Source organism: Shewanella sp. 10N.261.52.F9, assembly GCF_041471165.1.
Lineage (GTDB): Bacteria > Pseudomonadota > Gammaproteobacteria > Enterobacterales > Shewanellaceae > Shewanella > Shewanella marinintestina.
The window spans coordinates 14,468-41,197 of record NZ_JBFRNX010000044.1; the positions used below are offsets into that span (position 1 = coordinate 14,468).

The 26,730-nt window shown below is 42.6% G+C and carries 17 protein-coding genes and 4 tRNA genes; 6 read left to right on the top strand and 15 right to left on the bottom strand.

The window, feature by feature from the left end; all coding sequences use genetic code 11:
- Nucleotides 1–175: 175 nt before the first annotated feature.
- The 3 genes from AB4298_RS20990 to AB4298_RS21000 all read right to left on the bottom strand — a co-directional run bounded on the left by AB4298_RS20990 (nucleotide 176) and on the right by AB4298_RS21000 (nucleotide 3,250).
- Nucleotides 176–1,531 (bottom strand): sodium-dependent transporter, encoded by a 1,356-nt coding sequence (locus AB4298_RS20990; RefSeq protein WP_249000807.1) that lies wholly within the window; start codon nucleotides 1,529–1,531, stop codon nucleotides 176–178.
- 323 nt (nucleotides 1,532–1,854) lie between these two features.
- The gene (locus AB4298_RS20995; RefSeq protein WP_220781537.1) at nucleotides 1,855–2,331 is read right to left on the bottom strand and encodes an Lrp/AsnC family transcriptional regulator; all 477 of its coding nucleotides are present in this window, start codon (nucleotides 2,329–2,331) and stop codon (nucleotides 1,855–1,857) included.
- A gap of 115 nt (nucleotides 2,332–2,446) precedes the next feature.
- Nucleotides 2,447–3,250, bottom strand: a complete 804-nt coding sequence (locus tag AB4298_RS21000; protein WP_371988305.1) for a phosphatase PAP2 family protein — start codon at nucleotides 3,248–3,250, stop codon at nucleotides 2,447–2,449.
- 202 nt (nucleotides 3,251–3,452) lie between these two features.
- Here AB4298_RS21000 and AB4298_RS21005 point away from each other — a divergent pair, with 202 nt between their 5' ends.
- Nucleotides 3,453–4,313 carry a DUF417 family protein gene (locus AB4298_RS21005; RefSeq protein ID WP_371988306.1) on the top strand — a complete coding sequence of 287 codons (861 nt, stop codon included), beginning with the start codon at nucleotides 3,453–3,455 and terminating at the stop codon, nucleotides 4,311–4,313.
- Between the two features lie 108 nt (nucleotides 4,314–4,421).
- Here the strand turns inward: AB4298_RS21005 and ubiK are convergent, their stop codons facing one another.
- From ubiK to AB4298_RS21025, 4 genes are all read right to left on the bottom strand, one after another.
- Nucleotides 4,422–4,676, bottom strand: coding sequence for a ubiquinone biosynthesis accessory factor UbiK (ubiK, locus tag AB4298_RS21010; RefSeq protein ID WP_249000810.1), 255 nt, complete (start codon nucleotides 4,674–4,676; stop codon nucleotides 4,422–4,424).
- 161 nt (nucleotides 4,677–4,837) lie between these two features.
- Complete coding sequence (locus AB4298_RS21015; RefSeq protein WP_371988307.1) at nucleotides 4,838–7,930, bottom strand: multidrug efflux RND transporter permease subunit; 3,093 nt, start codon at nucleotides 7,928–7,930, stop codon at nucleotides 4,838–4,840.
- Nucleotides 7,931–7,945: 15 nt separating this feature from the next.
- Entirely contained in the window at nucleotides 7,946–9,064 is a 1,119-nt protein-coding gene (locus tag AB4298_RS21020) for an efflux RND transporter periplasmic adaptor subunit (RefSeq protein WP_249000812.1), read from the bottom strand.
- Nucleotides 9,065–9,079: 15 nt separating this feature from the next.
- On the bottom strand, nucleotides 9,080–9,658 hold the full coding sequence (locus AB4298_RS21025; RefSeq protein ID WP_249000813.1) for a TetR/AcrR family transcriptional regulator: 579 nt from the start codon (nucleotides 9,656–9,658) through the stop codon (nucleotides 9,080–9,082).
- A 240-nt stretch (nucleotides 9,659–9,898) separates the two neighbouring features.
- Here AB4298_RS21025 and rep point away from each other — a divergent pair, with 240 nt between their 5' ends.
- A complete protein-coding gene (gene rep / locus AB4298_RS21030) occupies nucleotides 9,899–11,914 on the top strand; it encodes a DNA helicase Rep (RefSeq protein WP_249000814.1) in 2,016 nt (671 codons plus the stop codon).
- Nucleotides 11,915–11,979: 65 nt separating this feature from the next.
- Here the strand turns inward: rep and AB4298_RS21035 are convergent, their stop codons facing one another.
- Nucleotides 11,980–14,619: a sensor domain-containing diguanylate cyclase gene (locus AB4298_RS21035; protein ID WP_371988308.1), complete on the bottom strand. Its 2,640-nt coding sequence runs from the start codon at nucleotides 14,617–14,619 to the stop codon at nucleotides 11,980–11,982.
- A gap of 228 nt (nucleotides 14,620–14,847) precedes the next feature.
- Between AB4298_RS21035 and AB4298_RS21040 the strand changes: the two genes are divergently transcribed.
- The 4 genes from AB4298_RS21040 to AB4298_RS21055 all read left to right on the top strand — a co-directional run bounded on the left by AB4298_RS21040 (nucleotide 14,848) and on the right by AB4298_RS21055 (nucleotide 15,273).
- Nucleotides 14,848–14,924, top strand: a tRNA-Arg gene (locus tag AB4298_RS21040).
- A gap of 37 nt (nucleotides 14,925–14,961) precedes the next feature.
- Nucleotides 14,962–15,037 (top strand) — tRNA-His (locus AB4298_RS21045).
- Between the two features lie 24 nt (nucleotides 15,038–15,061).
- A tRNA-Pro gene (locus AB4298_RS21050) sits at nucleotides 15,062–15,138 on the top strand.
- Between the two features lie 58 nt (nucleotides 15,139–15,196).
- A tRNA-Pro gene (locus tag AB4298_RS21055) sits at nucleotides 15,197–15,273 on the top strand.
- Between the two features lie 436 nt (nucleotides 15,274–15,709).
- Here the strand turns inward: AB4298_RS21055 and AB4298_RS21060 are convergent.
- From AB4298_RS21060 to AB4298_RS21090, 7 genes are all read right to left on the bottom strand, one after another.
- Nucleotides 15,710–17,629 carry a bifunctional diguanylate cyclase/phosphodiesterase gene (locus AB4298_RS21060; protein WP_249000816.1) on the bottom strand — a complete coding sequence of 640 codons (1,920 nt, stop codon included), beginning with the start codon at nucleotides 17,627–17,629 and terminating at the stop codon, nucleotides 15,710–15,712.
- An 8-nt stretch (nucleotides 17,630–17,637) separates the two neighbouring features.
- Complete coding sequence (locus AB4298_RS21065) at nucleotides 17,638–18,345, bottom strand: transglutaminase-like cysteine peptidase (protein ID WP_249000817.1); 708 nt, start codon at nucleotides 18,343–18,345, stop codon at nucleotides 17,638–17,640.
- Between the two features lie 18 nt (nucleotides 18,346–18,363).
- Entirely contained in the window at nucleotides 18,364–18,969 is a 606-nt protein-coding gene (locus AB4298_RS21070; protein ID WP_249000818.1) for an OmpA family protein, read from the bottom strand.
- On the bottom strand, nucleotides 18,966–20,399 hold the full coding sequence (locus tag AB4298_RS21075) for a TolC family outer membrane protein (protein ID WP_249000819.1): 1,434 nt from the start codon (nucleotides 20,397–20,399) through the stop codon (nucleotides 18,966–18,968). Before AB4298_RS21075 ends, AB4298_RS21070 begins: the two co-directional genes overlap by 4 nt.
- A gap of 27 nt (nucleotides 20,400–20,426) precedes the next feature.
- Nucleotides 20,427–21,809 carry an HlyD family type I secretion periplasmic adaptor subunit gene (locus AB4298_RS21080; RefSeq protein WP_249000820.1) on the bottom strand — a complete coding sequence of 461 codons (1,383 nt, stop codon included), beginning with the start codon at nucleotides 21,807–21,809 and terminating at the stop codon, nucleotides 20,427–20,429.
- On the bottom strand, nucleotides 21,806–23,983 hold the full coding sequence (locus tag AB4298_RS21085; RefSeq protein ID WP_371988309.1) for a type I secretion system permease/ATPase: 2,178 nt from the start codon (nucleotides 23,981–23,983) through the stop codon (nucleotides 21,806–21,808). The genes AB4298_RS21080 and AB4298_RS21085 overlap by 4 nt, the downstream gene beginning before the upstream one ends.
- A 96-nt stretch (nucleotides 23,984–24,079) precedes the next feature.
- A partial coding sequence (locus AB4298_RS21090; protein ID WP_371988310.1) for an Ig-like domain-containing protein occupies nucleotides 24,080–26,730 on the bottom strand: 2,651 nt, incomplete at its 5' end.

A 26,730-nucleotide genomic window follows, 5' to 3' on the forward strand; every position in this document is an offset into this window, starting at 1 on the left:
TTATTTTTCGCCTGTTTTACAGGGCTTTATAAATACAGCAAACCAATTTGTCCCAAGGTGCGACAAAGGGTCACAGGTAGGTGTGACAGGCTTCACTTTCTTGAGGGGCGCACATAGAAAAAGGGCGATAATATCGCCCTTACAAAGTTTGCTCAAAATGCGGCTATTTAGCTATTTAGCTAATTAGCTGCACAATAATCATGATGATTAAAAGTGGGCAAATGTACTTCACATACCAAGGCCATACTTTCCAGAAAAGACTATTAGCTTGCACACCTTCTTGCTGACCAATCGCTGTGATTAACTGATTTCTGTTCCATACCCAACCTAAGTAGATGGCAATACCTAGAGCTATTAGTGGCTGTGCACGCTCTGTGGTTAGGGTGATCATAAAGCTGAATAGGCTATCGAAATTAAACACAACTATCATAGATAGCGCGGCAATTAAGCTGCCTACAAGCAAAGTTGCTTTGTCGCGGCTTAAGGTCGTTTTCTCAACTAAGTAGCTGGTGGGCACTTCAACAATTGAGATAGCTGAAGTTAAACCGGCAATGGTCATTAAGATAAAGAACACAATCGCTAATAGGTATTGGCTCACACCGCCAATAGTATCGAATAGTGCAGGCAGTACAGTAAACACTAAGGTGTCAGAGTTCAGTAAGCTGCCATCTTCTGCAAAAATTTGTACGCCGTTATGCTGCGCCACGTACATAGCAGGGATCACCATTAATGCCGCTAAAAATGCCACTGAGGTGTCGGTTAGGGTGACGTAGGCGGTTAGCTTAGCTAGGTCTTCTTTTTGGCTTAAGTAAGCGCCATAAACCATCATTGCCGCAGTACCAATGGTTAATGAGAAAAAGGTCTGTCCTAGCGCGCCAATCAATACATCTGCATCAAATACCCGCGAAAAGTCAGGTACTAGTAATACTTCTAAACCTTGCATGGCGCCAGGCTGAGTCAAGATATACACCACGCCAGCGACTAAGATCAGTAATAACATAGGCATTAAACGCTTAGACCAACGCTCGATACCTTTTTGTACACCTTGGCGGATCACTAAAATCACCATAGCGATAAAGATTAGGGTAAACACTAGATTGCGCGACAAGCTAAAATCCATTAACCAATTAGCCGCTTGAGTTTGGCCGCTTATCTCTGCAATAGGCGCAATGGCAAAACTAACAAACCAGCCTGATAAAATACTGTAGAAAGTACAGATTAGTGTGGCGGTCACAATTGAGATAAAGCCAATTGCTTTACCTATTCTTTTGGTGAGCGGAGTGTTGGCGATTTTAGCCATCGCATCTGCTGGATTGGTTTGGCCGTGGCGACCAATCATGAGTTCGGCCATTAACATTGGGTAGCCGAGTACTAAGATCAGAAACAGATAAACCAGCAAGAAAGCGCCGCCGCCATGAGTGGCAGCTTGAGTTGGGAAACCCCAAATATTACCTACGCCCACAGCTGAACCTGCCGCGGCCATAATAAAGCCTATCTTTGAGCTAAAGTGCCCTTGTTTTACTGTACTCATTGGAGCTCTCTTTCTGACTATCTTGATCAACTAAGAGCGCGCATATTAGTGGTTTAAAAACGCGAGTCAACGCCAAAAAAAAGCGTTAAAAATTACTTTTGTAATATTTGGTGTCTTCTTGGTGCCTATTTTTGAATTTATTTATTGCTATATTGACTCTTGATGTTTTTTTATTGCGCTGGCCGGTTTGTATTAACGCTTATGCGCAATAAAATCATTTAACGAATAAACTGAAAAATGAGAGCGAATGCACAGATTATAGTCTCTTGGCTGCTATCTGCGGTGGATTTAGCTGCCTAAAAGCAGGTGAGTAAAACAGAAGTCTAGCTAGGTAGCGGAATGCTGGTTTGGTTTTTAACTTGTTTTAGGACGAAGCTCGAACGTACACCCGCAATGTGGTCATTGGTGGTGAGTTTGTCGAGCAGGAACACTTTAAAGTGCTTCATGTCGGTCACCAGTACTTTTATTTGGTAATCGGCATCGCTACCAGTGAGCAGGCAACATTCTTGTACTTCATCGTAACTGCTGATTTTCTCCTCAAAGGCATCAAGGATATCTGTTGAGTGCTTTTCTAATCGCACTTGAATATAGGCAGTGAGCGCTAGATCGAAATGTTCTGCACTGAGCAAGGTGGCGTAGCCGGCAATATAGCCAGCTTCTTCTAGTGACTTAACCCGTCTAGAGCAAGGAGATGGCGAAAGGCCTACCTTTTCAGCGAGTTCTTGATTAGACAATTTACCATGTTGCTGCATTAGTTTGAGGATATGCAGGTCAATCTTATCTAATTGCAATTCAGCCATGTTTTTCATCAAAATACCGTTTTGTTTGCAGGCAGAATACCGCAATTAATATCAAGCGCAAGCAAGCGTCTTAATAAAGTTTATTTTGCTGAGTTAATATTATGGCTGTGATTGATCACGCTGTTTTTAATGGCATGTTGAGTTTATTACTGACCTTAGCCCACAATATTTGAGTCATATAAATACTGCTAAAGGCGATACAACCACCAATTGCTGTTGATGCTAAGACATCTTGTGGCCAGTGCATGCCCAATAACATGCGGCTAAAGCCCATAGCAATGGCCCAAGATAATAGAAGCAATGGCATAACTAGATTGCCCGAAAGTAATAGGTAATAGCCAACAACAAGAGCTAAGGTGACTGCAAATAGTGTGTGACCCGATGGAAACGCGTAACCGACTTCATGCTGCCAGTGGCGCTTAATTGAAGAGCTAAGCTGCAGATCTGGGCGGGCAATATCAAGTTGATTGATGGCAACTGTTATTATTTGTCTTTTTTCGGCTTTGTCATGCTGATAAAAATCTTGGGTATTTAGTAGGTATTCTTGCTCAAGTAGAGCAGCGTTGGGGCGAGGCTCGGCAAAGTAGGGTTTTAAAAATTGATTAAGGCTTAATGTGGCCGCCATACTGATTGAAACCGCTAATACTAGCTTTATGAAATGTGCTTTACTCATACTGCGATAGCAAGCTGTGAGAATGAGTAAGCCAGTGATGATGCCATAAGGTGCAGTACCTGTACTGGTGAGCCAATAAAGGGTTTCAGATAGCCAAGTATTTAAGGCAATACTGGGGAATAAACTGCTAGCGGTTAGATAGATAGTGGCAGGGATGATTAACAGTAACGCCCAAGCCAAGATGATCAGTTTATGGGTTTGTGGAGGCGAAAATAGAGTTGGGTGGTTTGGATTTAAATTATTCAAAAATGCCTCAGTACGCAGTATACAAAGCCTTAATACAGGCCGTTATTGAAGAAGACTCGTTATGCCACAAGGCTAACTATTGAAGTCGTGACATTCTAGCCCTTGTGGATGAAGCGTAAATTAATCTTATTTCATAAAATACTTAATTGAATGAAAGGCATTATTGCTTTTGCGGGTCTACTGCAAAAAATAGGAGCCTTACATGTCTAATATACTTAAACACTTATCCGTTGCTAACACTATTGTGATTGCACGGATCTTGTTAGCGAGCTTTTTATTGCTGACCGCAATGCCTAGATTTACAGCAAACGACTCAAGCTATTTCTCTCAGCAATTATTGGAGGTTGGCTTGCCAGCTCTCCCTTGGCTAGGAGTTGTTATTGGGTTTGTACAATTGCTTACGGTCATTGCCCTGCTGAAGCCGCGACAGCGTTGGGCGCAAGTGCTGATTTACCTGTACGCAGGTTTAGCCACTTTGCCATTACTGATGATGTTTACCCACCCGGTTTGGCTAGATAGTTTAGGTGGTTTCCCAGCAATTGGTGCAGGTCAGGGGCTGATTAAATATCTAGGTATTGTTGGCTTAGCCTTGTTCATTAGCTCATTTTATAGTGGTAACAAAACCATTAACCAGCTAGCTGAGAAGCTGATGTTAACTGGAATCGTGCTAGTAATGTTGTGGATAGGTGGTATGAAATTCACCCAATACGAGGCCGATGGTATTGAAGGGTTGATGCGCACAAGTCCGCTATTTAGCTGGATTTACGACTTGTTTAGCGTGCTGCACGGCTCTTATTTTATCGGTGTGATTGAATTGATTGCAGTTGCTGGTATCGCGTTACTGCCTTGGTCTAAAAATGCTTATATTGCGGGGCTCTGTATTGCTGCGTTGACGTTTGCCGCCACGCAAACGTTTGTGATTAGCCTGCCCGCATACGAAACCAGTATGGGCTTTGCTATGCTCACCGGCAGCGGTCAGTTTATTGTGAAAGACTTAGCTTTGCTGGCTTGTAGCATTATTTTGCTTGCTAAAGTATTTGAGAGTAGTGCTAGCGAAGACTAATACTAATACTATTCAGAGATACTTCATTTTGTGAATACAAAAAGAGCATCTAATAATAGATGCTCTTTCTATTTAAATACATGAACCGCGGCAGCTAACTTAGTAAAGTTAGCCTGCTTGGTTTAACTTAGCTTCTAGCGCGTCTACTTGCGCTTGTAGTGCTTCTAGTTTCTCACGGGTTTTAATTAACACGTGCTGCTGCACTTCAAACTCTTCGCGAGATACGACATCTAATTTTTGTAGCTGATTTTGCAGTACCTGCTTGCTACGTTCTTCAAATTCGCCAGCGAACTGCTTCAATCCGCTAGGTAGATTTTCGCTTAACTGCTTAGCAACTTCTTCGATTTTCTTCGGGTTAATCATTATCTATATCCGCTTAAGTGCATAGTGCTTGTTATTAATTGATTGTACCTGAGCATAGGTATATTGCCAAAATAATCACCGTTGAGTGTGAATCAAAACTCGATAAATCAAATGGCAATAATAAAGCCTGCAATGCTGCAGGCTTTTGGTTGGGTTAAAGGTTAAGCGTGGGAAGCTTTAGTCTCTTGAGTATCTTCATCAAATACAGGCAGAGGCTCATGTTTTTCTGCCAAGTAGGTATAAATTACTGGTAGAACAAACAAGGTGAATACGGTACCAATTGCTAGACCTGACACGATTACTAGGCCGATGTTAAAGCGCGCAACAGCGCCTGCTCCAGAAGCAAATAACAATGGGATAAGACCCGCTATCATCGCCGCAGTGGTCATTAAGATTGGACGTAAGCGAATCGTCGCAGCATGCTTAATGGCGTCCATTTTACTCAAGGCATTATGCAGCTGCTCTTCTTTGGCGACTTCACACATTAAGATACCGTGCTTAGTAATTAGCCCCACCAAGGTTATTAAGCCGACCTGAGTGTAGATATTCATCGACGATAGGCCAAACACATGAGTCCAACCTAAGGCAACTAAAGCACCACTGATAGCTAACGGCACAGATACTAAGATCACTAATGGATCTTTAAGGCTTTCAAATTGGCTAGCAAGAACTAAGAAGATAATCGCTAACGCTAAACCAAAGGTGGCATATAGTGCTGAGCCTTCAGTCACGTATTGACGCGCTTCACCTAAGAAATCGTAGCTATAGCCTTTAGGTAAGTCGTTATCACCAATGTTCTTAAGGAAGGCAATAGCATCACCAATGGCAACGCCTGGCGCTGCAACGCCACCTACGGTAATTGCATTCATCTGGTTGAAGTGTGGCAATGAGCGTGGCTCTGAGATGATCTCTACATCCACTAAACTTGACAGTGGGATTGAACGACCGTCAGCTGCGGTGAGGTAATAACCCGCTAGCGCTTCAGGGTTAGCACGCAATGCTCGTTCAACTTGTGGGATCACCTCATACGAGCGACCGTCTAAGTTGATACGGTTGACGTAACCATCACTCATCATGGTGGTAAGCGTGAGACCGATATCTTGCATGGTGATGCCGTAGGCACCGGCAACGTCACGCTTAATATGGATCTTCATTGAACCTGAGTCGAACTTTAAGTTCACCTCTGAGTATACAAACAGCGGACTTTGCTGCACTTTTTCAAGTACGCCTGAACCAATTTGGAATAAGCTCTCAAATGAACTTGAGCTAGTGATAACAAACTGGATAGGTAGACCACTTGAAGCGCCCGGTAGCTCAGGCATTTGGAAGGTGGTTACTGCCATGCCAGGTACGTTTTTCACTTCTTTACCAAAGAACTCCTGCATCTGCTTTTGGCTCTTGTCGCGTTCGCTCCAAGGCACTAGTGGCGCAATACCAAAGGCTTGGTTGGCGTTAGGCACACCGACGAATGCTAAAGATGCCGCCGCTTCTGGTTGAGCGCTGATCATATCTGTCACCAATGTCATATTGGCTTGGATATAATCGAGGTTAGCACTAGAGGGCGCTGTGCCCATCATCATTACTACGCTCTTATCTTCGTTTGGTGCTAGCTCTGACGGAATAAAGCTAAATAAGATAGGTAGCGAAGCGAATACGATAAACGCAAAGCCAATCACCACAGGGCGCTTATTGAGCACGGCTGTTAGCATGCGGTTATAGCGACTTGTTAATCCGTTTAAGAAGTTCTCAACGCCGCGCTCAAAACGGTTTGGCTCTGAGTGTGCTTTAAGGATTTTTGAGCACATCATAGGTGACAAAGTCAGTGCTACAATACCAGAGATAAATACGGCTCCAGCAAGGGTTAAGGCAAACTCTTTAAACAGTGAACCTGTGATACCACCCATCAGTGCAATAGGCGCGTATACCGCAGCAAGTGTGATGGTCATTGAAATCACGGGTACCGCGATTTCACGGGTTCCGATAATCGCGGCTCTAAATGGCGTTTCACCTAGCTTGATATGCCTGTCGACGTTTTCTACCACCACGATGGCGTCATCCACCACCAAACCAATGGCGAGTACCATTGCCAGTAGTGTCATCAGATTAAGGGTAAAACCGAACATCTGCATGATAACTGCAACACCAATGAGCGACAGTGGAATTGTCACAATTGGAATGATGACGGCACGGAACGAACCTAGAAACAGAGTGATAACCACGATAACGATTAATGCTGCTTCGCCAATGGTCTTAATAACTTCATTGATTGATTCATCAATAGCCAGTGATGAGTCATAAAGTACGCGAGCCTTCATTGAGATTGGCAGGTTGCGTTCAATTTGCGGCATCATTGCTCGCGCATCGGCTGCAACAATCAGTGGGTTAGCAGTAGGGGTAACATCGAGACCGACAACTACAGCCTCTTGACCATCGGCTAGAGCACGGTAAACATCGTGACTTTTTTCCAAGTTAACGCTGGCTATGTCACCTAAACGGATCACTAAGCCGTCTTTGCTACCAATAACCAGTTTCTCAAGTTCATCAACGGTTGCAACTTGAGTATCAGCGGTACCGTTTAGTAGCGTAAATGTATTGTTTGTTTGGCCAACTGCAGATTGATAGTTGTTCGCCTGCAGTACATTCATTACATCGGTAGCAGACAGGTTAAAAGCTCCCATACGAGCGGGGTCTAACCATATACGCATGGCGTACTTGATACCGCCGTATAGGTTAACCTTAGCAACACCATCAATAGTAAACAGTTCAGGTTTAACCACACGCTCTAAGTAATCAGTGATTTGGCTAGAGTTGATTTGATCACTATAAAACGAGATGTATAGCGCAGAAGTTTGCGCACCTGTCGACATCTCTACTGTTGGGTCTTCAGCCTCTTTTGGTAGCTGGGAACGCACCGAGTTTACCTTCGCCAGAATATCAGCCAAAGCACCATTAGGATCAGTGTTAAGCTTCATATACACAGAGATTTTAGAGCTACCCAAAAAGCTGTCTGAGGTCATAAAGTCAACGTTGTCAGCTTGGGCTAAGGCTTGCTCTAAAGGTTGAGTGATAAAGCCTTGAATTAAGTTTGAATCAGCACCGTAATAGCTGGTGGTTACAGTCACTACAGTGTTGGTCATCTCTGGATATTCACGTACTTGCATGCTTTTAAGCGAATAAAAGCCTAGTAGTAAAATCAGAAAGCTGATTGAGGCGGCAAGTACCGGCCTGCGGATAAATATATCAGTAAAGCGCATTGGCTAACCCTCCGCTTACAGCTGTGGCAATGTGGCTGGAGGGGTTAATGCATCATCCTCAGTCACTTTGACTTTACTGTTATTACTTAAGCGAACTTGTCCTGAGGTCACTACGCTATCACCCGCTTTAATATCACCGCTGACTAAGGCGTTGAGTTCATCACGCTCAAGTACAGTTACGTTGATTTGTTTAACGCGTTTTACTTGCTCGCCATTTTCGGTTTTCTCTTCAATTAGGTAAACAGAGTCACCGTAAAGGGTAAAGCTGATTGCCGTTTGCGGCAGTACGACTTGCTCTGTTAACTCAGGTAATTGAATGTCTACTTTGGCGAACATACCGCTACGTAATTTAGCATCGGTATTAGGGATCTGTGCTTGTACTTGGATTAAACCACTTTGGTAAAATACCGCAGGCTCAATCGCTGAAATAACACCTTCAAACGGTTCGGTTGGATAAGCATCAACATATACGTGCACTTTTTGGCCGGTAGCAATACGAGACAGCTGAGTTTGTGGAATAGTGAAACGGATCTTCATGGTACTGATATCTTCAAGGCGAACGATATCTGTGCCGCTTTGAAGGTACTCACCTAAATTAACATTACGAATACCAACTAGGCCTTTAAACGGTGCTTTTATCTCACGACGACCAATAGTGGCACTTAAGCTTTCAATGTCAGCCATCAAAGCTAAGTACTTAGATTGGCTATTATCGAGATCTTGCTTAGAGACAGAGTTTTGCTTATAGAGCTTACTCAGGCGTTTGTAGTCAGCCTCCGCTGCCGGTAATTGTACTTGCTTGCTCTTAAGGTTGGCTTTTTCCACTTTTGAGTCTAGCTCAATAAGCATCTGTCCATCGTTAACTGGGCTGCCATTTTCGAAGCGAATAGCTGAAACTACACCTGCTAACTCGTTGGCGATAGTGACGCCTTGGTTTGGTTCTACAAATCCAATAGCATTGATAGTGGGTTGCCATTTGGCTTCTATAACATCAATTGCTGTGACCGGAGCAACAGCTTCTGGCATGTTGGCAATTGCATCGGCAATTTTTCCTTTGATGAATAGGTTAAAACCGATGACTGAGCCAAAGGCCAGTACTGCAATGATAATCATCACCAGGGTCCATTTTTTCATGTCCTGATAACTCCTTTAGTTGGTCTGTGTAGTTGGGATTAAAATGGCTCGCCAGCATAGATCGCAGGCAAGTGTGATTTCTTTTTGGTCGTATTCAACGAGGCCACGCCTCATTGCTCGTGCCATTGCCATTGCTGGCTCCATCGAGATGGCATATAGCGCTCGTGGATGTAGAGGCTGAATCAGTTTTTGTTCTAGCCCTTGTTCAAATAGCCGGTGTAATGGCTCGAAGAGCTTCATTTCGATCGCACGGATCTCTTCGGTATTACTTTCAGGTAGGTGAGCGTATTGCTCATAACTTAAATTGGTCGGTGATCTTTGTTTACCAAAGTCATGCATTTTCATCCAAATTCTTTTGAATCTTTGCTCAAGTGTACCGACGTCATGATCGGCTAATACCGAAGCAGCAACATGAGCTAAGACATCTTTTCTAAGCTCTAAGACAAGTTCATCTTTATCTTTAAAGTAACGGTAAATAGTGCCAGCTGCGACTTCAGCCTCTTTGGCAACCTGCTGCATTGATAAACCTTGTATTCCGCCAGCGGCGATAATTTTCTCTGCAGCACGAAGAATGCGATCGTGTTTATTGCGCATAATAGACTCAAAAGTGAATGAACGTTCATTCACTAGTTTAGTGTTAGGATTAAATGTTAGCAAGTAGCTGTACGAAAAAACTTCGGGACATAGTAGCTAAGTAGATGATTGAACTATGGATAAATATAGCTGTAAATTTTTGAGTAAGAGATATTGTCGATAACTTTTCCGCTTAGTTAAGGCTTTCTGCTATCATTCCTGTTTTAGCACCTTCCTCAATATCTTGGTTTTAACGTATCCATGAAGCTCAATCCCGGACAAAATGATGCCGTGCACTATGTTAGCGGTCCTTGCTTAGTACTTGCTGGCGCAGGTAGTGGCAAGACCAGAGTAATTATTAATAAAATTGCGTATCTGGTGGAAAAATGTGGCTATAAGGCACGTAATATTGCCGCTGTAACATTTACCAATAAAGCGGCACGCGAGATGAAAGAACGTGTGTCTCAGTCTATGGGGCGTAAAGAAGCACGTGGATTATGGATTTCAACTTTCCATACTTTAGGACTTGAGATCATTAAGCGTGAGCATAAGGTGGTTGGCTTAAAAGCGGGTTTTTCGCTATTTGATGATCAAGACACCTTGGCTTTATTAAAAGAGCTTACCCAAGATGAGCTTGATGAAGATAAAGATCTATTAAGGCTGCTAGCAACGACCATTTCAAACTGGAAGGGCGACCTGGTTATTCCTGAGCAGGCGCGCAAAATTGCTAAAGATGAACAGCAGCAGTTGTTTGCGCTATTGTACCAGCGCTATGCGCAGCATATGAAAGCCTATAATGCGCTTGATTTTGATGACTTGATTCTACTGCCGACTTTATTGCTAAGACAGAATGAAGAGGTAAGAACTCGCTGGCAAACCCGTATTCAATATATGCTGGTGGATGAGTATCAAGATACCAACACTAGCCAATATGAAATGGTTAAATTGCTGGTGGGAGAGCGTGCGCGCTTTACTGTGGTAGGTGATGACGACCAATCTATCTACTCATGGCGTGGTGCAAAACCGCAAAATTTAGTGTTACTGGGTAAAGATTTCCCTAGATTGAAATTGATTAAGCTAGAGCAGAATTATCGCTCTAGCCAGCGTATCTTGAGGGCGGCAAACATCTTGATTGCCAATAACCCTCACGTTTATGAAAAGGCACTATTCAGTGAACTCGCTTATGGTGAGCCTATAAGAGTGCTTATTGCTGCCAATGAAGAGCAAGAAGCCGAACGAGTAGTAGCTGAAATGATCCGCCATAAGTTTGTGGGTAAAACTTCCTTTGGCGATTACGCAATTCTATACCGCGGTAACCATCAGTCTCGTTTGCTTGAACGTGCGCTAATGACTAACCGTATTCCTTATAAGCTAAGTGGTGGCACATCTTTCTTCGGTCGCGCTGAAATTAAAGACATCATGGCTTACCTACGCTTAATCGTGAACCCTGATGACGATAATGCCTTTTTGCGCATTGTTAACTTACCCAAGCGTGGTATTGGTCCTGCAACACTTGAGCGCTTAGGCAACTTTGCTAACAAGAAGCAGATCTCTATGTTTGCCGCGATCTTTGAAGCAGATTTGAACCATGAGCTGCCGCCTGCTGCGATGTCTAGCTTGTATCATTTTGGCCGCTTTGTCGTTGAAACAGGGGATTTGGCAGAACGAGGTGATCCTGTTGATGCGGTGAAGCAGTTAATTCGTAAAATTAACTACGAAGATTACCTGTATGAGACCAGTACTAGCGCGAAAGCGGCAGAAATGCGTATGAAAAACATTTCAGAGCTGTATCGTTGGGTTACTGAAATGCTGCAAGGCGATGATCTTGATGAAGGGATGACATTACCTGAGGTTGTAACTCGTTTAACGCTGCGCGACATGATGGAGCGTAACAGTGAAGACGAGGGCGGCGATCAAGTCCAATTGATGACTTTACATGCGTCTAAAGGCTTGGAGTTCCCGTACGTCTTTATGGTGGGAGCAGAAGAGAGGATCTTGCCACATCAAAGTAGTATTGATGAAGATAATGTCGATGAAGAGCGTCGCTTAGCGTATGTGGGGATCACTCGTGCGCAAAAAGAGTTGTGGTTTGTTATTTGTCGCGAGCGTCGCCAATTTGGTGAAACGATTCGCTGTGAACCAAGCCGCTTCTTGATGGAACTTCCTCAAGATGATCTGATTTGGGAAAACCGTAAACCTGCGCAAACTGCAGAGCAAATGCAGCAATCAGGGCGTTCGAATATCGCTAATTTAAGAGATATGTTTAAGAATAAATAACCTCCCGCATAGAGCTAACGTACCGTAAGTTCTTGGCTCTTTAATCGGTTATTGATAGTGCTGGCTTATGCGCATACCTGGTTGTTGCTCAGGCTTAAGTCAGCCTGTGCGGTAACTTCTACCACGTTACCTAATGACATACCTTGGCCAAACTCAAAGCCGACTTGTTGAAGTATTTGGTTTTGCATATCGTTGTTTACCCCAACGGCAAATACCGTTAACTCCATTGCTTGCGCAGCATTAAAGTAAGCTTTAACTAGTTTAAGGTGTTGGCTGTTTTCTAAATGAGCACAGTAGCTTGAATCCAGTTTTAATGCGTTAATTGGTAAAAAAGTTAAGCTACTGATGGCACTGTGTGCGCTACCGTAGGCTTCAATACCAAGATTGATATTAAGAGGCTTTAGGCTCTCAAATGCACTAATGTGATTATTGGCATTTTGCACAAAGGCTTTTTCATCAAAAAACACTGTTAACTTACTCTTGTCGAGCCGGCACTGTTTAAGCCTATTTTTAAGGGCTCTTACTGCGTATTTATGATTTAGGTGCTGACTTGATACTGAAACCTGTAACTGTACTTGCTTGCCATATTCTTTCTGCATAGAGCTGAAATGACTATCAACAAAATCTAGCAAGTAGTTATCCAACTCAATCACCATATTGCAATGCTCTGCAATATTATTGATCTGTGCTTGCTTGATTTTTCCGAGTGTTGGATGGTGCCAAAATAACCTAGGTTCAAATGCAACTATCACACTGGTGTTGAGCTGCATAATAGGCAAGTAGCTTAGTTGTAGCTGCTTATTTTTGATTGCGTTTTTCAGCTCGTTTTCGAGTTTTATATCGGTAATTTGCTGCTTGTTAGCCGCATAGTCAAATATTACGTAACAGCCTTTGCCTTGTGATTTTGCTTGATACATGGCCGTATCAGCATCTCGTAAAATAGACTCACTAGTATCAGAATGGCTTTGGCCGCTCATAGCAATCCCAATACTACCGCTGGAATTAAATTGCTGATTAACCAATTGATAGGAGCGTGAGAGCTCTGCTAATACTCTTTCTGCAACATCCTCAGCATCTTGAGAGTCACTAATTGAGTCGAGCAAAATAACAAACTCATCCCCTCCTAAACGAGCTAGCATGTCATTACTACGAATACAGAGATTTAGTCGTTTGGCGGTTTCAATAAGAAAGCGGTCACCTTCTAAGTGACCTAAGGTATCGTTGAGTAACTTAAACCTATCCATATCAATAAAGAGTACGGCAAATCGCTCTAGGGTATGCCTGCGTACATGCTTAATTGCCTGAGTGAGTCGCTCCATAAACATCGAACGGTTAGGTAGGCCGGTTAAATTATCATGCTTAGCATCATGAACTAATTGGCGCTCAATGCGTTTACGTTGGTTAATTTCTTTCTCTAAATCACTGTTTACAATTTCTAGTGCTCGGGTGCGTTGATTAACTTTATCTTCTAATTGCTCGTAGCTAAGCTTAAGGGATTCTGCTGAGAGTTTCTTTTCTATTGCGGTAGCAATATGCTGCGAGACAAACGTTAGTAGCTCTAGGTCTTTTTCTTGGTAGTTCTGGCTAAAGCTGTAGCTGTAAATAGTCAATGCGCCACAAACCTTACCGTGGATAAACAGCGGCACAGCAATCCATTGATGGATCTCTTTGGTATCATTAAGCTCTGGATTGATACTATAAAGCTCGCCAGAGTCGATAAGGGAGTTAATATCCTGCTTATTAAGTAACCTTGGTTTATGGTTGAGAAGGATGTATTCAGTTAAGCCATCACCTAGTGTGCGAGACTTTGGTGAAGGCTGGTCAAACTGAGAAACGAAATAAGGGAACGTTAACGTTTTCTTTTGCTCATCTAACAATGAAATAAAACAGTTATTAACGGGTAACAAGTGGCTAATGACGCGATGAATCTCAGTGTAAAATTGCTGGCTGTCGATATTGGCATTAGCTAAGTCTGCTATTTCGAATAGGGATTTCTGCAAACGCTCTGCGCGACGTCGTTCGTAGACCTCTTGCTTAAGTTTATTGTAGGCAATACTTAGCTCTTTAGTGCGGGTGTCAATTGCATGCTCTAACTGTTCTTGATTTTCAAGACGCTGGATAACGCCTGCTATATGGTGGCTAATAAAGTTCATTAGCTCTATTTCAACTTCAGTATAGACAATGTTAGGGCTATAGCTTTGCACCACCAATACACCGATTGTGGCATCAGCATTTTTGATAGGGGTACCAATCCACTGATGGCAACTACTTCCTCTCAGCGTAATCGCTTTAGATGCAACTAGCTCACGATAGGTGTCATCGTTACAGATCAGCGCCTGCTCTGTCTTGAGCACATAACCGGTTAGACCACTATATAAGGTGTCAGATAAGTCTTCGTCGGGGTAAAAGTCGTTAGGGTGAGAATCTTTTTCATCTAGAAAAAAAGGGACTTCGATTTTACCGTTAGTAGAGTTGAGCGTAGCGATAAAAAAATTGTCAGCCGGGATCAGTTCATTGATGGATTGATGCAATGATGAATAGAATTCTTGAGGCGTGGTTACACTTGCTGCAAAGTTAGAAATATCTAACAGAGCATTCTGAGTAATTTCTGCTCGTTTATATTTCAGCGCTAACGCTTTTAAGCGAGAAATCCTTTTGTGTAGCCTCAGTGTTGATTTTGACTGAGTTGGTTCTTCCCTAAACATGCCGTTCCGCCAATCGCTATTATTCTAATTTGATTAGGATTTGGACTAATCCTTATTGATAACACGAAAACAGGTGCCATCCAAGTCATTATTTTGACGCGCAGTGACAAAATAATGTACAAATCACTCAAATCTTGAGCGAACGCACATAAAACCTGTAAAAAAAGCAAAACAAGTGTAGACGGCGAGGCGATTTGGACCTAATATATGCCCCGCTAACAAGGCAAGGCACCCATAGCTCAGCTGGATAGAGCGCACCCCTCCGGAGGGTGAGGCCGAGGGTTCGAATCCTTCTGGGTGCACCAGAATGGAAACGAGACTTGTTAGTAGGAAATATCAGTGGTGATTGTAGCTCAGTTGGTAGAGTCCCGGATTGTGATTCCGGTTGTCGTGGGTTCGAACCCCATCAGTCACCCCATTTTCCTAACGCTTTAAATTGTTTCGGTGATTAGCGCAGCCCGGTAGCGCATCTGGTTTGGGACCAGAGGGTCAGAGGTTCGAATCCTCTATCACCGACCACATTTATAAATAACGAGTTTACTCGATATTTAGCAAGTTAAGTAAGACAAAAGATTTTCGGTGATTAGCGCAGCCCGGTAGCGCATCTGGTTTGGGACCAGAGGGTCAGAGGTTCGAATCCTCTATCACCGACCACTTTTACATGAAGCCTCTAGAGAAATCTAGAGGCTTTTTTGTACCTAAAAATTGGCAAAGGATTCGAATCCTCTCTTTTTATGAAACCATGGCCGACCACTTTTCGAAAAGCCTCTTGAGAAATCAAGAGGCTTTTTTCGTTTATATTTGCTGGGAAAGAGCTTGAATCCTCACTCTTTTGTCATGCGACCACTTTTACATTAAGTCTTTCGAGTAATCGAAAGGCTTTTTTGTATTTAAAAACCGGCAAAGGATTCGAATCCTCTCTTTTATGAAACCATAGCCGACCACTTTTACATGAAGCCTTTCGAGTAATCGAAACGCTTTTTTGTATTTAAAAACCGGCAAAGGATTCGAATCCTCTCTTTTTATGGAACCATGGCGAATACTTTTCAAAAAGCCTCTTGAGAAATGAGAGGCCTTTATCCGTTTGCGGTTACTCCACAGGTGTTGGCGGTGAGATATAACCCATATAGGCATTCGTTTTTAATGGAACAAAACGTTTTAGCTGCTCGTTCTCTTCAATACCCGTCACAATCACTTCAATATCTAAGCCTTTAGCCACATTTATTAGAGCTCGACAAAGCTCGCTACTGTGCTCACTTTCGTCATAATAAGCGAAAGATTGATCAAGTTTAACGTAGCTTGGGCGTAGGTTTTGTAAATACGACATAGAACCAAACTGACGACCGAAATGGTCGATACCAAAATGGGAGCCGTTGTCTCTAATGACAGCACAGAGCGCCTCACAGGACTCTGGTGCGCTATAAACTGCCGCTTCAGGGATATCGAAACAGATCCGTTCTCTTAGCGGTGATGAGCGCAAGAATTTGTTTAACCATTGGTGGAATTCTGGATCGCCCATACTTTGGAAGGTCAAATTCACAGCGATAGGCTCAAAGTTTCTTTCGAGGAGCTTTTTGTTATGAATACTTTCAATGAGGCATTTATCTAGCAATGTTCCCAGTGAAAGCAACTCGACATATGGCATGAACTGGCCTGCTTGTACCATTTTTCCGTGAATAGATAACTGACAATAAAGCTCTCTTTGTAAAATAGAGTTAGCTCCGTTAAGCAATATCGGTTGCCACTTAAATTTAAACTCACCGTCAGTTATTGCAGTACTTAAATGTTCACGCCATTGCTCTCTGGTGAACAATTGTTTTTCATTGCTTTCAAACCAGTGGAAAACATTATTATCTTGAATAGATTTCTGCAGAGCGTTGTCAGCTTGCGCGAGAATATCGGTCACCGACATTTGCCCTGTGCGTTCGGCAATACCGATAGCAAAGTGCTCATTGGGCTTACAGCCAGCTTTTGATACTTCTTGATTGATAGTACGGATCAGTGTTTGCAGATACTTACTTGTTTGCTCATGTTCTGAATTAGTGACAAGAAAAGCAAATTCATAAGCTGAGATCCTTGCGATAACAGATGTTGTTACCCCATCTAAATGTTGTTGCATTTTATCTGCGAGTAATTTTATGGTTTCGTCGCGCACTTGATAACCATATTTGCTATGAACCTCTTCAAGCCAATCAAACTTAGCCATCATAAGCGCACCGCTTTTAGGTTCGCTTAACCAACTGTTTAAATGCCCCATCATATATTGGCGATTAGGCAGGCCAGACACTTGGTCGACTAAGTTTTTCTTTCTTAATTCACCGACCTCTTCATCGAGAGAGTTAAATATCTGCTTAAGCTGATCTGACATGCTATTGAAAGCAAGAACAACTGATTTTAACTCAACAGTTTTTGGCACTTTCATGTCTGGGCCAAACTTTCGATTAGCAACTTCTTTGGCGTGCTCGGCTATTTCGTGCAAAGGTTTTAATATCCATGTTAAGCCTAAGCGAGCAAAGATAATGGCGATAAGAAATAGAATTGAAAATACGGTAATCGCGTTAGTCATTGTGCGCCACAACTCGTGGTAACCAAACCCTGGATGAGCGGTGATTTCAAGACGTGCTAATTGGATCCAGCCAGAGGTGATAGTGCTTTCGCGTTTGATGGTTTTAAATAAACCTAGGTCGATAAACCATTGTGGTACACCTTCAATAGTTACAGGATTTTGCCAAACCTGCTGCTTGCCATCGACGAGCCAGGTGAGCTTTACTTGTTGATAATAGCCACCTTCAAAAATGACATTTATCAGGGTTTCGGCGCCAACAATGTCTCCGGCTTCGAGATCAGGAACCAGCATAATCCCTAAAGAGTGACTGGTATTATTGAGATCAGACTCCATCTGCTTTGTGAGGAAGTTTTGAGTTTCAGTAAACTGAACATAACCCAAACTTGCAACCACCAGTAAAAATAGCGCAAACAGTAGTGTGTATATCTGTCGAAACAGTGTCATCTTGTTAACTACTCCAGTTTTATCTTGGGTTGATTAAGTCGCTCTACACCCAAGCGATCTTTTAGGTCATTCCATTTCGCTAATTTAGACGAGGAGCCTGCTAACACACCGCGTCCTTTTTCTTTGTTTAACCACAATTGTCGACCGTTAAAGCTATAAACAGGCAACAGATCGGTTCTTTGAGTCGCGGGCTTTATTTGTTTATCAAGATTATCTAAAACTAGAGGGATAGAGGCTGGTGTTTCATAATAGGCAAGTACCATATGGTATTGATTTACACTGGTTGCTTTAACCATAGTAATTCTTAACTTGTCTTCTGAAACGCCAAGCTGGAGTAGGGTAAAGTATTTGGCAATTGAAAAGTCTTCGCAGTCGCCACCACTAACGCCTATAAACTCCATGGGCGTTGCCCAGTAATTTTTATTTCCCCAAAGTTTTATATCGTCGACAAAATGAAATAGGTTAAAAAAATTATTAACCATTAGAATTTTATCGCTATCTTGCAAATCCTTCGCTTCATCTAAAATTTTAAACCAAGCCCTAATTCTTTTACCCGCACGTTCACCATACTGTGACTCAATTGTTTGGGTTATTAGGGCTGAATCGAGTTTTTTTACCGGAGCAGCATAAAGACAAAAGACAGACAGAGTTAACACCGTCAATTTGAATTGGCAGACTTTTTTTAATTTTTTTAATGGATAAAGCCTGCCAACCATGATGCTCTATTAAAACTCCTATTTAACTTCTTCGTCTACCGTATAGATGTGCCACTTCATATCAGCAGTGGTATCGTCTCCGGTTAATTCTGCAATCACCCTACGGTTTACCTTGTGAGCTGCAGCGGTATGAGTCGGGTCAATTGGGCGATCGAAGCTATAACCTATAGCACTGAGCCTATTTGAATCAATACCAAAACGCTCTGATAGTAAAGAACTGACGGCATTAGCACGGTTTTGCGATAAAACCTGATTATGCTCATGGCTACCCGTTTTACTACAATGTCCTTCAATGACGGCATCTGTATTTGGGAACTCTTTCATAAATACAGCAATGACCTCTACCTGAGAGTAATACATAGGGTCGATATAGTAAGAGTCATTCGCGAACAGAATTTTAAGCTCTTGACGCTCATTAATCGGTTTAATTTTACCACAACCATAATTGTCGATAGTTGCACCTAAAGCTGTTTCATTACAACGCTCTCTAGCAACGATAACACCGTCATGATCGATATCGCTAAGATCGTTAACTTGTACCGTAGGTTCATCCATTGTGGCTATGTCACGCATTGAGCAGCCACCCAGTGTGATGATACCTAATAGAATTAATAAGATTTTCATTGTGGGACTCCTCCTTCATAGTCTCTTTCGCCTTGCCAAACGTCAGGTCTAGTTACGCGTAATGAATTAAGTAATTGCCCAGTTGCATTGAGTACTCTGTATTGAGCAATAATCTCATCATATTCAGATTCTAAATAATCTTTTCTGGCTTCAAACAGCTCATTTTCAGTATCAAGTAAATCCAGTAATGTACGTTGGCCTAAGTTAAATTGCTGGCTATAGGCAACTTGAGTGTCTTTTGCTGCAATAACATGATCACGGATATACATTTTTTGTGGCGTAAGTAGCTCGTAAGCATTCCAAGCTAAATTTGCACCTTCTACTACTTGTCTATGTGCTCTTTGGCGGATCTCTTTGGCTTCGCCAACTTTGTAGGCTGCTTCCTTTTCTCGTGCGAGATCGCGGCCACCGGCAAATAAGTTGTACTTCATTCGCACCATAGCGACGAGGTCATTATTATGACCGCCTACATCACGTTGAAATGTTCCACTACCAGAAATTCCATCTTCACCATCAAGATTATTATTCCAGTTACCATCAAGCTCTAAGGTAACTTTAGGGTAATAATTTGATTGAGCGGAATCTCTTTCATTTTTCGCAGCATTGATATCACTTGCTGCTGACTTGAGGATCGGATGATTCTCTTGAGCCATAATAATGCTGGTCCCAAGATCAGCTGGCAGCATATCGGCATCAGGAACTGGCACAATCATATCTTCAGGTTGTTGCTCTACTATGCGGACAAACTGCGATTTAGCATCATAAAAATTGTTACGTGCTGAAATAACGTTTGCATTGGCCCGTGCTAAACGACCTGTTATTTGCGATAAATCTGCAGTCGATCCTAAACCTGAATCTGTCCGCTGTTTGATTTGCTCATAGATATCTTTATGGCTTTCAAGGTTCTTTTCCGCCAACGTGAGTACTTGTTCACTACGGATGTAGTTGATATACACATTGACGACATCTAAGGCCATATCTTCAGCTGCGGCAAATAGTGCCCACTGCTCTGCACTGGCTTCAAAACTATATCTATCCACTTCACTGCTGGTATAGAAGCCGTCAAATAGCATTTGTTTAATACTAAACCCAGCTTCACCACGTTCAAGCTCGATTACGCCATCATCGTCGACTTCACCTTGGCCAACACCGTTGACGACACGGCGGCGAGTGGAGGGGCTATTGGTTTGTTCCCAACCATAACCCGCACTAATATCAACCGTTGGCATATAGCCTGCAACTGCTTGGTTGACTTGCTCTTCACGTGCTTTGAAGCGGTTAAATGCAATCCTAATTTCTGGATTAGTATCCAAAGTATGTGCAACGGCTTGCTCTAGTGTTTGGCTATAAGCAGATGCCGGCATCATCAGTGCACCAACAGTCAGTGCTAGTGCACTTCGTTTGAGCTGCCGTATTTTGCTACTACCCATGTTTACCCCTCCTGGTCGTTTTCGGGACTAGCGCTCTCTGAGCGCGGTGTCTTTTGCCCGTAATATTGGATTAAGTATGTACTCTAAAACGGATCTTTGCCCTGTAATCACATCAACGGAGGTTAACATCCCTGGTATGATTGGCATTTCAGTGCCGTCGTCCTTGGTTAAGCTAGAAAATTCAGTTCTAACTTTTACGATATAAAAACTGTTACCCTCTTCATCTTGGCTAGTATCGGCACTGATATGCTCGACCGTGCCATTAAGACCTCCATAGCGAGTGAAGTCATAAGCGGTAACTTTTACTACAGCTGGTAACCCTGGGTGTAAGAAGGCGATATCCTTAGGAATGATTTTGGTTTCAATCAATAATTTGTCTTCAGATGGGACGATTTCAATAATATCCACCCCTGGCTGGACTACACCGCCTAGGGTATTAATATGAACTGTTTTAACCGTTCCGTTAACCGGTGAGACAATTTCCGCCTTGCTTACTTTATCTTGTGCGCCTACTTGAGCTTCGTTCATGCGTGATAGCTTGGTTTGCATTTCATTGAGCTGGGCTCGGCTGTCGGCTGCATAAATTAATACTGATTCACGACGTTTTAAAATGGCTTCATCCATGGTTGATTTGACTTTAGGGCGGAGCAAGCGAAGTGAGGCTAACTCTCCTTGAATATCGTTAACTACGCGCTGTAGTTTTAATAATTCAACCTCAGGAACAATACCTTTTTGTGCTAACGGGCGAGTAAGTTCAAGTTCTCTTGAGACCAGTTGAAAGCTAGTTGTTAAGGTTTTAATCTTAGACGCGAGTTCTTGGATCTCTTGATTTCGCTGTTGGATCTGCCTAGCTTGGATTTCAAGCTGATTACTAAGGTTGTCGAGTCTACCAACGTATTCTTCACGTTGACGTCGAGTTAGCTCTGGCTCGCTGTCTTCAAGACTTGCCGGAAAGATTAGTGTCTGAGGAGAGATTTTTACCTGTTCTCGCCAATCATTACTGATGCCAGAAATAGTGATGCTATTGAGTTCGGTTTGCAGTCGAATAACATTGGCAAGCAAGCTATTAACCTCTTGCTCTTGTTGAGCAAAGTCAGACTGAAATCGTGTAGCGTCAATTCGAGCTAATGGCTGACCTTTAGTGACAATCAAACCCTCTTGCACATACATATCTTGTAAAATACCACCATCCAAACTTTGAATGACTTGCACTTGAGAGGAGGGGATGACTTTTCCCATTCCGGTTGTTACTTGATCGAGTTCTGCAAAGTAAGCCCAAAGAACAAAGGTAATGGCTAGCGCAGCTAATGCCCAAATGGTTAACCTATGACTAGCTGGTGCATCGGTCATCATTGCGCCATAAACGTCATCGACCATTTCTAAGTCATGGGTTGTTAGATGTTTACTCATTTTTTCGCCGCTCCAGCTAATAAGCCATCATTGAGCTTTTTAAGCACTTCAGCTTTAGGGCCGTCAGCCACAATATGGCCTCTATCGAGCACAATAATTCGGTCAACTAGATTAAGAAGATGCATCTTGTGAGTGATAAGCAGCAAAGTTCTATCCTTGCTGACGTTGTGCATCGCATTGATAAATTGCTTTTCTGCACGAGCATCTAAACTTGCCGTTGGTTCATCCATTAATAAAACCGGAGGGTCATTTAGTGTCGCGCGAGCAAGGGCAATCGTTTGTCGTTGACCACGAGATAGCTCACGACCACCCTCACCAACTTGTTGATCTAGACCTTCGGTTTCTAAATTGGTAAACAGATTAACGCCAGACAATTGAACAGCCCTAATGAGCTGGTGTTCGGTAACTTGGCGGGTCCCAAATAGAATATTGTCACGGATTGTGCCGTGGAATAGGGTGATATCTTGCGGCAAATAACCAAAGTTCCGCCTTAGATCGCTTGGGTGGATCTGTGCAGAATCTAGGCCGTCATAAGTCAGGCTACCTTTAGTAGGTTGAAACAACCCAACGAGAAGTTTTGCTAGTGTGCTTTTACCTGAACCATTGCGTCCAATAATTGCTATTCGCTCTCCGGGATCAATATTCATCGATAATGGATGCAGAATTGGACGCTCAGAACCGGAATAACTAAAACCTACATGATGCGCACTAATTTGGCCTAAAAGGCGCTGGCGACTGACTAAGTGGCCTTTGTTTTCAAACTCATCTTCTTGAGTCATTAATTCATCAAGTTGTCGTAGTGCACTCGCGGTTTGGTTCCCGCGAGTCATTAAGCCTGCTAGCTGTGCCATCGGTGAAATCGCACGGCTAGATAAGATCACCGCTGCGATAATTCCACCCATAGAAATTTCATTTTCCGATACACGGTAGACGCCTAAAATCACAACAAAAATCACTGAAGTTTGCACCACAAAAGTGGCCACATTAGTCACCGATGTTGTGATTTTTTTACATTTAAGCTGCCAATTTGCAGTGTGGCCTATCATCTGCTGCCAGCTTTTTTGTACGAGTCCTTCAGCTCCACTAGATTTAATTGACTCAATTGAAGCTAATGATTCAATAAGATGGCCGTGTTTAAGTCCTGAAAACTTATTACTTTCATCAATGGCAGCCTTAAGCTTTGGCTGCATAATCAATGTGTAAGTAATAATAATTATGCTACCTAATAGCGGAATAATTGCGAGATCACCTGCAACGATATAGATGATGGTCAGGAAGAATAACGCAAAGGGTAAGTCAACTAGAGTAGTTATGGTCGCCGAAGTTAGTATGTCGCGAATACTGTCAAACTCGCCAAGCTGCTTAGCCATACCACCAACGCTAGGCGAGCGTTTTTCTAAAGGGATACCAATTGCTTTTGCGAATAGTCGAGAAGAGACTATGATGTCGACTTTTTTGCCTGCCACATCAATTAAGTAGCTTCTCAATTGGCGCATAATTAAGTCAAAGATGTAAGCGATACCAGCACCAATCGCCAATACCCATAATGAGTCAAATGCTAGGTTGGGAACCACTTTATCGTACACATTCATGATAAATAGTGGTGATACTAAAGCAAATAAGTTAACTAGCACTGACGCGATAAGTGCGTCTCGATAAATTGGTGCAGAGTCTTTTACGGTTTGCCATAACCAGTGAACTTTACTGTCATGCAGATGAACATCTAGGCCCATGTCTCCGCGGTATTCTTGCTTAACTAAAAATAGATAGCCGACATACAGTGCTTCTAGATCTTCAATGGATAGGGTTTCTTTGCCACCCGTTTCTGGTAATTGGATAACAGCACGGTCTTTTTCTATATCAAGTTCGCGAAGTAAACAGGCTTTCTTATCTTTAAGTAGCAAAATACACGGCAACATAATCGCCGATATTTCGTCTAAACCTTTGCGAGATAACTTGGCTGCAAGTCCAGCTCTATTTGCTGCCTGCGGTAATAGCTCAGGCGTTAATACGTTACCTTGCATTGGCAGGCCTGCAGCCAATGAGTCACTGGAACAGGGGCTACCGAAATGCTCGGTGAGCAGAACTAAGCTGTCTAACAGAGGATCGACAATGACTCGTTGTGAGGCCGAAATCGTCCACTGCTCTGTGCTATTAGGATCAGAAGCAGACACTTTAGGTACTTATCCTTAAGATTTTATTATCTATTATTATTGAAGTATCGGTCATAGCGGCCTGTTTTGCCACAGGCCATTATTTGCTTCTTTCGTTTAAGGTATATGATCAAAACCAACGGGACTAAATGGATCGTCCAGTGGATCTGGTCCATTGACCGATTGGGTAACAGGATCACCTGTTGAAGTACCAACAATAAGTGGACCGTCGCCATTGTTGCCTAATAAACCAGATATTATTTCGGATTCAGAGCCACCGTATTCAGTTTCTAAGTTGATGCCATCTAGAGTGATGTGTTGATCAAAGTTACCATCTTGATTGGTATCAATATTGATTGTGGTAGAGCCGCCATTAACACTAAAGCTGATTAAAGGCGCTAAATCACTTATCGAGTCACCTTGCAGAATGTCACTTAAATCAAGCTTATCTTCAGCAAGATCGAAATCTGTAATGGTATCTGTTATGTCGTCGTTGCTATCTACTGAATTTTTAGTCCAAATAAATGTATCGGCTCCAGTGCCACCAGTTAGCGTGTCATCGCCTAGACCACCGATTAAGGTGTCTTCTCCCATTCCGCCAATTAGTATGTCATTACCTCCTTGACCGAAGAGAGTGTCATTACCTTCACCACCTTCGAGTGTGTCATTGCCATCCGCGTCGGTTGCAGTATCAAAAACAGAAGGGTTGTCTGAAATGAACTGATGGATATCTTGCATTGAGAGACTGTTCTCATCGACATTGCTTTCTTTCGCTACAATAGCCTTAAGTGCTGATAGACCTTGAACTGTAGTTGAACCGTCAGTGAACTGAACGAGATCTCCGAACAAAATGTCATTGCCTGCATCGCCAAACGCTTTGTCATTCCCTGGCTCTAATGCGGTTTCATTACCTAAAATAATGTCGGCTAAATCGTTTACATCAACTTTAAACCTCACATTACCGTCACTATCATAATCCTTGATATCATTTTCTTTAATAGAGTTTTTTATCCCTACAGCTTCGACTTCTGAGACTCCATTTAGTAAATCAAATGCCGAGCTTGGACTGCCGCCAGTGTTATGTTTTCCATCAGTGATAAAGTAGGTAACATTGTTTCCTGGGTTGGCTAATATATCGCTGCTATTAAACCAATCTTTAGTTGTGCTAAACGCATCTATGTAGTTGGTGCTCCCTCCACTTGTAATAGCTTTCCATGCCTCACTTGTATTGTTTTCTAGAGCAGCTATATCAAGATCTTTTATGTTGAAAGATAGGCTAAGAGTTGCAGAACCTGAGAAGTCAATAACGGCTACATTTACAACACCAGAGTGCTGACCGGATGCTGACGCTAATAACACTTTAAATACTTCGATTAATTGTGTTTTTGCATTATCAACAGCAGTTACGCCCATACTTCCAGAGGAATCGAGAATAAAGGCTAAATTATAATTTTCACCTTGAACAATTTGTAAGCCACTGGTATCACTGACAATAATCTCATGGTCATCTGAACCTTGAATAATATTGTCACCATCAGTACCGCCCATGTAGTCGTAATCACGTGTTGGCATGACATCAAAATAAACAGTAGCCGTATCAGTCAGGCCATCAGCATCTTGGACGGTATATTCGTAGCTAGCTGAGCCGGTAAAACCTGCGTCGGGTGTAAATACAACATTGCCTTCAATATCTAGCTCTACCGTACCATTTTGTGGATTGCCTACAGCTATGATTGACAGTATATCACCATCAGGATCGGTATCATTGGCAAGAATTGAATCAGCAGTGAAGGTGAATGGCGTATCCTCAAATACGGCAACACCATTGGCAATTATCTGATCTCCAAGCGGAGTGTAATCACCAATTTGTTGATTATTACTATCAAATTCGCCCAATTCGATATTTAGTTGATAAGCACCACCTTGATCCCAATAAATAACTTCTATTGAGTGAGCGCCAGATTCATCGATATCAAAGTAGATATGCCCGTCATCGCCGGGTACTCGAGTACTAGAAGATTGGTTTCTTGATACTTCAGCTACGACAACACCATCAATCATTACAGAATAACCGTCATCTGCAGTTACTTTTAAGCCGTAGGTTCCAGCATCTAATTGAACAGAACCTTCCATGTGTAAGATGGCATCAGAGCTATTCCCTGGATCATTGCTTAAGCTTGTAGCGTCATCACCCAAGAATTGTTGCAGACTATTACCTGTACCTAAGTTTCCATTACCCCAAGCATAATTTAGGGTCGTAGCAAAGAAGGTTGCATTGGCTTCATTGTTATTAATGAAATTTCTAACCTGTGTTACAGAAGATAAGTTGCCGCCATCAGTACTATCGTTGTAGCTGTAATAAGAACCACTTAGTCCAACTCCAAAGTAGTCATCTGTAGCAATCGGAGGTTCATTAACATTTGCCAGCTCAATTGCTACAGTTGCAGTATCTGTTAATCCAGTAGTATCAGTTACAACAACATTTAGAGTAAAAGATCCTAGATCTGCATCATCGATCTCTTTATTAAGCGTTATCTCGCCAGAATCGGCATCAATCGTAAATACACCATCGGTGAGAGAGCCACCCGCAAAACTATAAGTTAGCCTATCACCACTGTCAGGATCATCTGCAACCACTGTGCCTACAACTGTTCCTGCGGTAGCTCCTTCATTGATACTGCCAAAATTGTAACTATCGTCATTGGCATCATCGCCAGCAACATCACTTCCGGAGCGGAATTCTGGGGCATCATTCACCGGGCTGACGT